Below are 5731 nucleotides of genomic sequence, written 5' to 3'. Positions count from 1 at the left end.
GCAAACTGGCGCTCCTCTACACATTGCCGCATCCAAGACCCCAGCTTTCAAGGCCGGGAAAGGTCTGAAGGACGCTGTAAGGTAATTCCGGTTTCTCCACTAGGTAATTGGAGAGGAATAATCGGGACGCAAGAAAACCCCTAAAGGAGGGGTTTTCGCGTTTTTACGCAGATAATGAGAATATCTATTATTCGATTCCTTAGAATACAGTGGTTATGTTTAATAGCAAAAGTTTTCGAAAATATTGGTTTTCTATGGTCGTCTCTTTAAAGGGGGATACCGTATATATAGCTAGTGTTCTGGCTTGGCGTATCCGGTCTGTCTTGCGTGTGCTCGTCGTTTACGTTCTTTGGTCTTCACTGCTTTTAAGTTACGGAAGTGTTTCTGACTACAGCCGTACCGCTCTTCTGAGTTATGTTCTTTTAACCATGATCGTTCAAGCCGTCGTTTTCTCCTCGAGAACTATTGATATCAGTAATGATATTAGCAGCGGTGACTTAACCAATATGTTGTTAAAGCCCGTTAATTACTTTAAATATTACTTGGCTCAGGACTTAGGTAATAAGGCAATGAACCTTGTCTTCTCGTTAGCGGAGTTTTCTTTGTTTATATACTTTTTTAAGCCCCCACTGTTTTTGCAATCGGATTTGGTTCTATCGGGAATATCTATACTTTTATTAGTTTTAGCGGTATTTATTTACTACTTTCTCAATATTATTCTTGGTTTTTTTAGCTTTTATAATCCCGAGAATGTCTGGGCCCCGAGATTCCTGTTTTTTGTGATTGTGGATTTCCTGGCGGGATCTTTATTTCCCTTAGATATCTTGCCGCCAATGTTCTTCAAACTGCTGATGTTGACGCCTTTTCCTTATTTTTTGTACTTTCCCATCGCCGTTTATTTGGGAAAATTTATCGGCGTTTCTTTGGTTTTTTATAGTTTTATTGGGTTAGTGTGGCTTTTTGTGCTTTCACGCTTAGCCGTTGTTCTTTGGAGGCGGGGTCTTAAGGCTTATGAAGCTTGGGGTAGGTAGCGACGGCTCAGTATTAATATGAATCTAAAAAGGTATTTAAAGATCTGGTACCTAACTACTGCCAATGCTGTGATGGCTGATGTCACTAAGAGATTTAGCTTAATACTTATCTTGTTGGGAAAAGCGATAAGAATCATACTTTTTGGTTTGTTCTTACTCCTACTCCTTTCGGGCAAAAAGCAGCTCGCGGGGTATTCCATTGATCAGGCGACCGTTTTTTACTTGACCTTTAATCTTATTGACACGTTATCTCAATTACTGTTGCGGGGTACCTATTATTTTAGAAATTTAGTAATTAAAGGGGACCTCGATTACGTTTTAATCCATCCGCTCAACCCGCTTTTTTCCGTTCTTTTCTCCCACACCGATATCCTTGATTTTATAATGCTTTGGCCGATACTCTTTGCTCTTATCTACTCATTGGGGCAACTTTCCGTATTAACTCTCATTGGTTTTGTATTATACTTGATCCTTATTTTCAATGGGCTTATTTTAGCTATGGCTTTCCACGTTCTTATCCTTTCAATGGCCATTACGACTTACGAGGTAGACAACACACTGATGATTTATAGAGATCTGAGTTCCTTAGGACGGGTGCCGGTGGACTTATATCGCGAACCTTTGCGTTTCTTTATCACCTTTATTTTGCCCGTGGGCATTATGGTGACCTTTCCGGTTAAAGCCCTCATCGGATTGCTGAACCCATTTATCATCATTATCTCTGTTTTTGTGACACTCGTATTTTTCAGGATGGCTATAGTTTTTTGGGACAGAGCCTTACGATCGTACTCGTCCGCTTCGAGTTGATCATCATGGAAAAAAAATATTTTATTACAACTTTCGGGTGTCAAGCTAACAGAGCCGATTCCGAAAATATTGCCGGGATGTTAGAGGTTTTAGGTATGAGTGAGGCAGCATCACTCTTCGAGGCTACTCTCATCATTATTAATACCTGTTCGGTGCGTCAAGCCTCGGAAGATAAAGTTTACGGTCTGGCCAATAAAATAAAAGAATTAAGAAGTAAGAATTCGCAGTTAAGAACTGTTTTGACTGGTTGTTTGGTGGGATCAGCGACGAGCGAGAGGCCGCGAATGAAACTAGGGTTTCTCAAAAGGAAAATGCCTTGGGTTGATTATTATTTAAACGTTAACGAACTCGCAAGTTTGCCCTCTTATCTCCTCAATTCCGGTTTTGTGGACGAATGGACGGTTAAGGCCGTCAATGTAAGCCATAGAACTCCGGGGGTTAAAAATGTTGTCTGGACGCCAAAATTTAGTGATCATGAAGGTGCGGCTTACATCAACATTTCCCAAGGTTGTGATAATTTTTGTACCTTCTGTGTTGTGCCCTACGCGCGCGGAGCGGAGATCAGCCGCAGCCAGGAAGAAATTCTTCGGGAAGTTAAACGGGCCGTCGGTTTAGGTTTCAGTGAGATTATGCTTCTCGGGCAGAATGTTAATTCGTGGGGACTGACACCGGAGAAGAAACTAATGAGTCGAAAACATCTGGGTATAATTCCTTTTGCAGCCCTCTTGAGAAAAGTTCATGATACTGAGGGCGTCAGGAAAATAAAGTTTATCACCTCAAACCCTTTTGATTTTTCCGCTGATCTCGTTGGGGCATTAAGAATGCCAAAGATAGATCGGTATCTTCATCTTCCGGTACAAAGCGGTGATAACGAAATTCTAAAGAAAATGGGCCGACGACACACCCGTGAGGATTATTTGGAGCTGGTGAGAGAGATTCGTGAAACCGTGCCGGAGATAGAACTTGGGACGGATGTCATTGTTGGCTTTCCCGGAGAAAACGAAAAGCAATTTTTAAATACCGTTGATCTTGTGAGAAAAGTCCAATTTAATGTCCTTTTTGTCGCCATATATTCGCCCCGTCCGGGAACAACCAGTGCCAAGATTTACAAAGATGATGTACCTCTTTTTGAGAAGCGTCGTCGCCACGCTTATCTCACTCAAGTTTGGAAGAGCTTGAAGAAGGGTTTGATAGATTGAAATAATGAACAAATTCGTCGTAATCCTTGGTCCGACAGCGACGGGAAAAACTTCCTTAGCGATATCGCTTTGCAAAAAGTTTAAGGGCGAGATTATTTCGGTGGATAGCCGTCAGGCCTACCGGGAGATGGAGATCGGGACGGGTAAGGCCACGATTGACAATGGACAAGTGACAATTGACAAAGGAGACACACCAATTCACCTTTATGATGTGGTAGGCCCAGATGAGCGGTTGAATGCTTTTGAATTTTCGAATCTCGCTTGGGAAAAGGTGGAGGAAATTTGGTCCGGTAACAAGGTCCCGTTTTTAGTTGGGGGAACCGGTTTTTATCTTGATGTGATTTTAGGCAGGCGAAAACTTTCTAATATTAGTGCCGACCCCGCGCTACGTTTCGAGTTAGAGGGGCTTTCAACCCTTGAGTTAATAGAAAAACTGAAGAAACTTTCTCCGCCGCGTCTTGAGGCAATTGACCAATATAATCGTTATCGTTTGATGAGAGCGATTGAGGTTGAAGAAGGAATTAAGAGTCAAGAGTTAAGAGTTAAGGGTGAAATGCCTCGTGATTTTAAGTGCCTGATCATTGGACTGACGGCGGAGAACGACCGTCTTTATGAAATTGCCGACGGGAGAGTGGACAGAATGATGGAGGTTGGACTCTTGGATGAAGTCAAAAGGCTTTCGGAAAAATATGGGTGGGAGGTTCCCGGTCTTAAAACCCTTGGCTATCGTGAATTTCTTCCTTATTTTGAAGGTAAAGTTCTTCTGTCCGGAGCGGTGCAAAAACTAAAGTACAATACACACGCTTATATTCGCCGGCAGAAAACGTATTTTAGGAAGAACACGGATATTAAGTGGTTCGATATTACTGACTGCGAATTTGATAAAGTGGTCTCTGACGCGGTAGAATCATTCTTATTATGAATCTCGTTATTTCGACGCGAACGATATTTACCTCTTTGTTGATGCTCAGCGTTTTTTGGATCCTTTATCAAGTCAAGGAGGTGGTCCTGCTTTTCTTCGTGGCTCTAATAATTTCTATGGCTCTGCTCCCCTTTATTGAAAGGTTGGAGAGCCGGGGTTTTTCAAGATCTCTAGCAACACTTCTCGTCTATTTCTCCGTCATCATCATTTTTTTGGCTATCTTAGGTACCGGTATTTCTCCAATGGTCGAGCAGACGACTCTCTTCCTTTCTCAACTGCCGAGGCTCATCGAATCAGTTTTGGAAAGTCCTTTAGTATTCCCAATTAGCCGTCAGGTTGTTGAAGAGTTAACCCGTCAGTTGGCTTCAGTTTCGGTTAATATCGTTAAAATAACCCTCGGCATCTTTGATAGCTTTTTAGCGGTGGTTACCGTTTTCGTTTTCAGTTTTTATTTTTCCTTAGGTTATGAGGAAATGCGTAGAAGATTCGCCTCGTTCTTTCCGGAAGAGGTCAAAAGAAAAATTAACGAATCTCTAAACGAGATCGAAAAAGTTATCGGCGGTTGGGTACGGGGAGAGTTTGTGCTGATGGTCGTCATCGCCGTTTTTTCTTATATTGGTTTGTCGGTCCTTCGTGTTGGTTATGTTTTACCGCTTTCCTTGATTGCCGGTGTCCTAGAAATTGTTCCTATCATCGGACCGCTTCTTTCGGCCATCCCAGCGGCAGTCGTGGGGTTTTCTAGCTCATCTGTTTTGGGATTTGGAGTGATTGCCCTTTATATTATAATTCAGCAGCTCGAGAATAATCTTATTGTGCCGCGGGTGATGGAGCGGGCCGTTGGACTCAGTCCCTTACTGACAATAAGCGTGATTTTTATTGGCGGGAAACTTTTTGGTATAGTTGGCGCCCTGCTGGCTGTCCCGGTTGTTCTCATCCTCCGTGTCATTATTCCGAAGTTTTTTTTCGAAAAAAGATAATTTCCGATGAAAAAATTAAAGAGGAAAACTTCAAAAACGGAATGGAAATCGTCCGGGCTTCCCAAAACGGTCCTTACATTACCGTAAAGTTCGAGGCCAAGACGCCGGAGCCGTACGAAGAATTCTTAAAAAATATCCGGAAATCGACTGGTTCTCGGTCGTTAACACCCACGCCTTAGATTGACGCCGTCGTCTTACCATTTGTCAGAGGAGATAACCTTAATTTGGCACAGTTCCCGGAAGCCTTCCTTACCGTGCTCCCGTCCCATGCCCGATTCTTTATAGCCACCGAAAGGGTTGCAGGTCAGCCAATGTGTGGCGGAGTTAATTTCGACCGTTCCTGCCTCTAGTTTTGAGGCCACTCTCTTCGCTCTTTTTTTATCTTTGGTGAAGATTAGGGAACCTAATCCGTATTTAGTGTCGTTGGCGAGTTTCAAAGCCTCCGCTTCCGTCTTGAAGGGAACAACGACAAGCACCGGACCAAATGTTTCTTCCGTCCAGACACGCATGTTCGGTTTGACGCCGGTTAATATAGTCGGGTAATAGTAAGCTCCTTTGTGTTCCAGAGGTCTTTTTCCGCCAATTACAACCTTGGCTCCTTTTTTTACGGCGTCTTTTACTTGGGCTTCGAGAAGATCGGCCTGCCTTTTCGCAACGAGACTGCCGATGTCTGTTTCTTCATTCTCCGGATCTCCAACCTTTTTACCCTCGACTTTTGTTTTAAGTTTTTTGATGACCTCGTTGAACAGAGATTCATGGACGAGAAGCCTCTTAAGAGCATCACACGTTTGGCCG

Annotated in this window: 5 protein-coding genes and 1 pseudogene; 5 read left to right on the top strand and 1 reads right to left on the bottom strand. The window is 43.1% G+C overall.

Going from position 1 to position 5731, the window contains the following annotated elements; translation table 11 throughout:
- Positions 1-569: 569 nt before the first annotated feature.
- From A2048_10805 to A2048_10785, 5 genes are read left to right on the top strand one after another with little or no spacing between them, the layout of a single operon-like run.
- Positions 570-1031: a hypothetical protein gene (locus A2048_10805; protein ID OGP08201.1), complete on the top strand. Its 462-nt coding sequence runs from the start codon at positions 570-572 to the stop codon at positions 1029-1031.
- An 18-nt stretch (positions 1032-1049) separates the two neighbouring features.
- Entirely contained in the window at positions 1050-1838 is a 789-nt protein-coding gene (locus tag A2048_10800) for a hypothetical protein (protein OGP08200.1), read from the top strand.
- Positions 1835-3037 (top strand): hypothetical protein, encoded by a 1203-nt coding sequence (locus A2048_10795; GenBank protein OGP08199.1) that lies wholly within the window; start codon positions 1835-1837, stop codon positions 3035-3037. Before A2048_10800 ends, A2048_10795 begins: the two co-directional genes overlap by 4 nt.
- 4 nt (positions 3038-3041) lie before the next feature.
- Entirely contained in the window at positions 3042-3959 is a 918-nt protein-coding gene (locus A2048_10790; protein ID OGP08198.1) for a tRNA (adenosine(37)-N6)-dimethylallyltransferase MiaA, read from the top strand.
- Complete coding sequence (locus A2048_10785) at positions 3956-4936, top strand: hypothetical protein (protein ID OGP08197.1); 981 nt, start codon at positions 3956-3958, stop codon at positions 4934-4936. The genes A2048_10790 and A2048_10785 overlap by 4 nt, the downstream gene beginning before the upstream one ends.
- A gap of 194 nt (positions 4937-5130) precedes the next feature.
- Here A2048_10785 and A2048_10780 read toward each other — a convergent pair.
- Positions 5131-5731 (bottom strand): annotated as a pseudogene (locus A2048_10780) (hypothetical protein).

The organism is Deltaproteobacteria bacterium GWA2_45_12 (assembly GCA_001797365.1).
Classification (GTDB): Bacteria; UBA10199; UBA10199; order UBA10199; family UBA10199; genus UBA10199.
This window is presented reverse-complemented; position numbering and strand designations above follow the sequence as displayed.

Coding starts and splice junctions, on each gene's coding strand:
- A2048_10805 (OGP08201.1), top strand. CDS start 570: ATGAACCTTGTCTTCTCGTTAGCGGAGTTTTCTTTGTTTATATACTTT.
- A2048_10800 (OGP08200.1), top strand. CDS start 1,050: ATGAATCTAAAAAGGTATTTAAAGATCTGGTACCTAACTACTGCCAAT.
- A2048_10790 (OGP08198.1), top strand. CDS start 3,042: ATGAACAAATTCGTCGTAATCCTTGGTCCGACAGCGACGGGAAAAACT.
- A2048_10785 (OGP08197.1), top strand. CDS start 3,956: ATGAATCTCGTTATTTCGACGCGAACGATATTTACCTCTTTGTTGATG.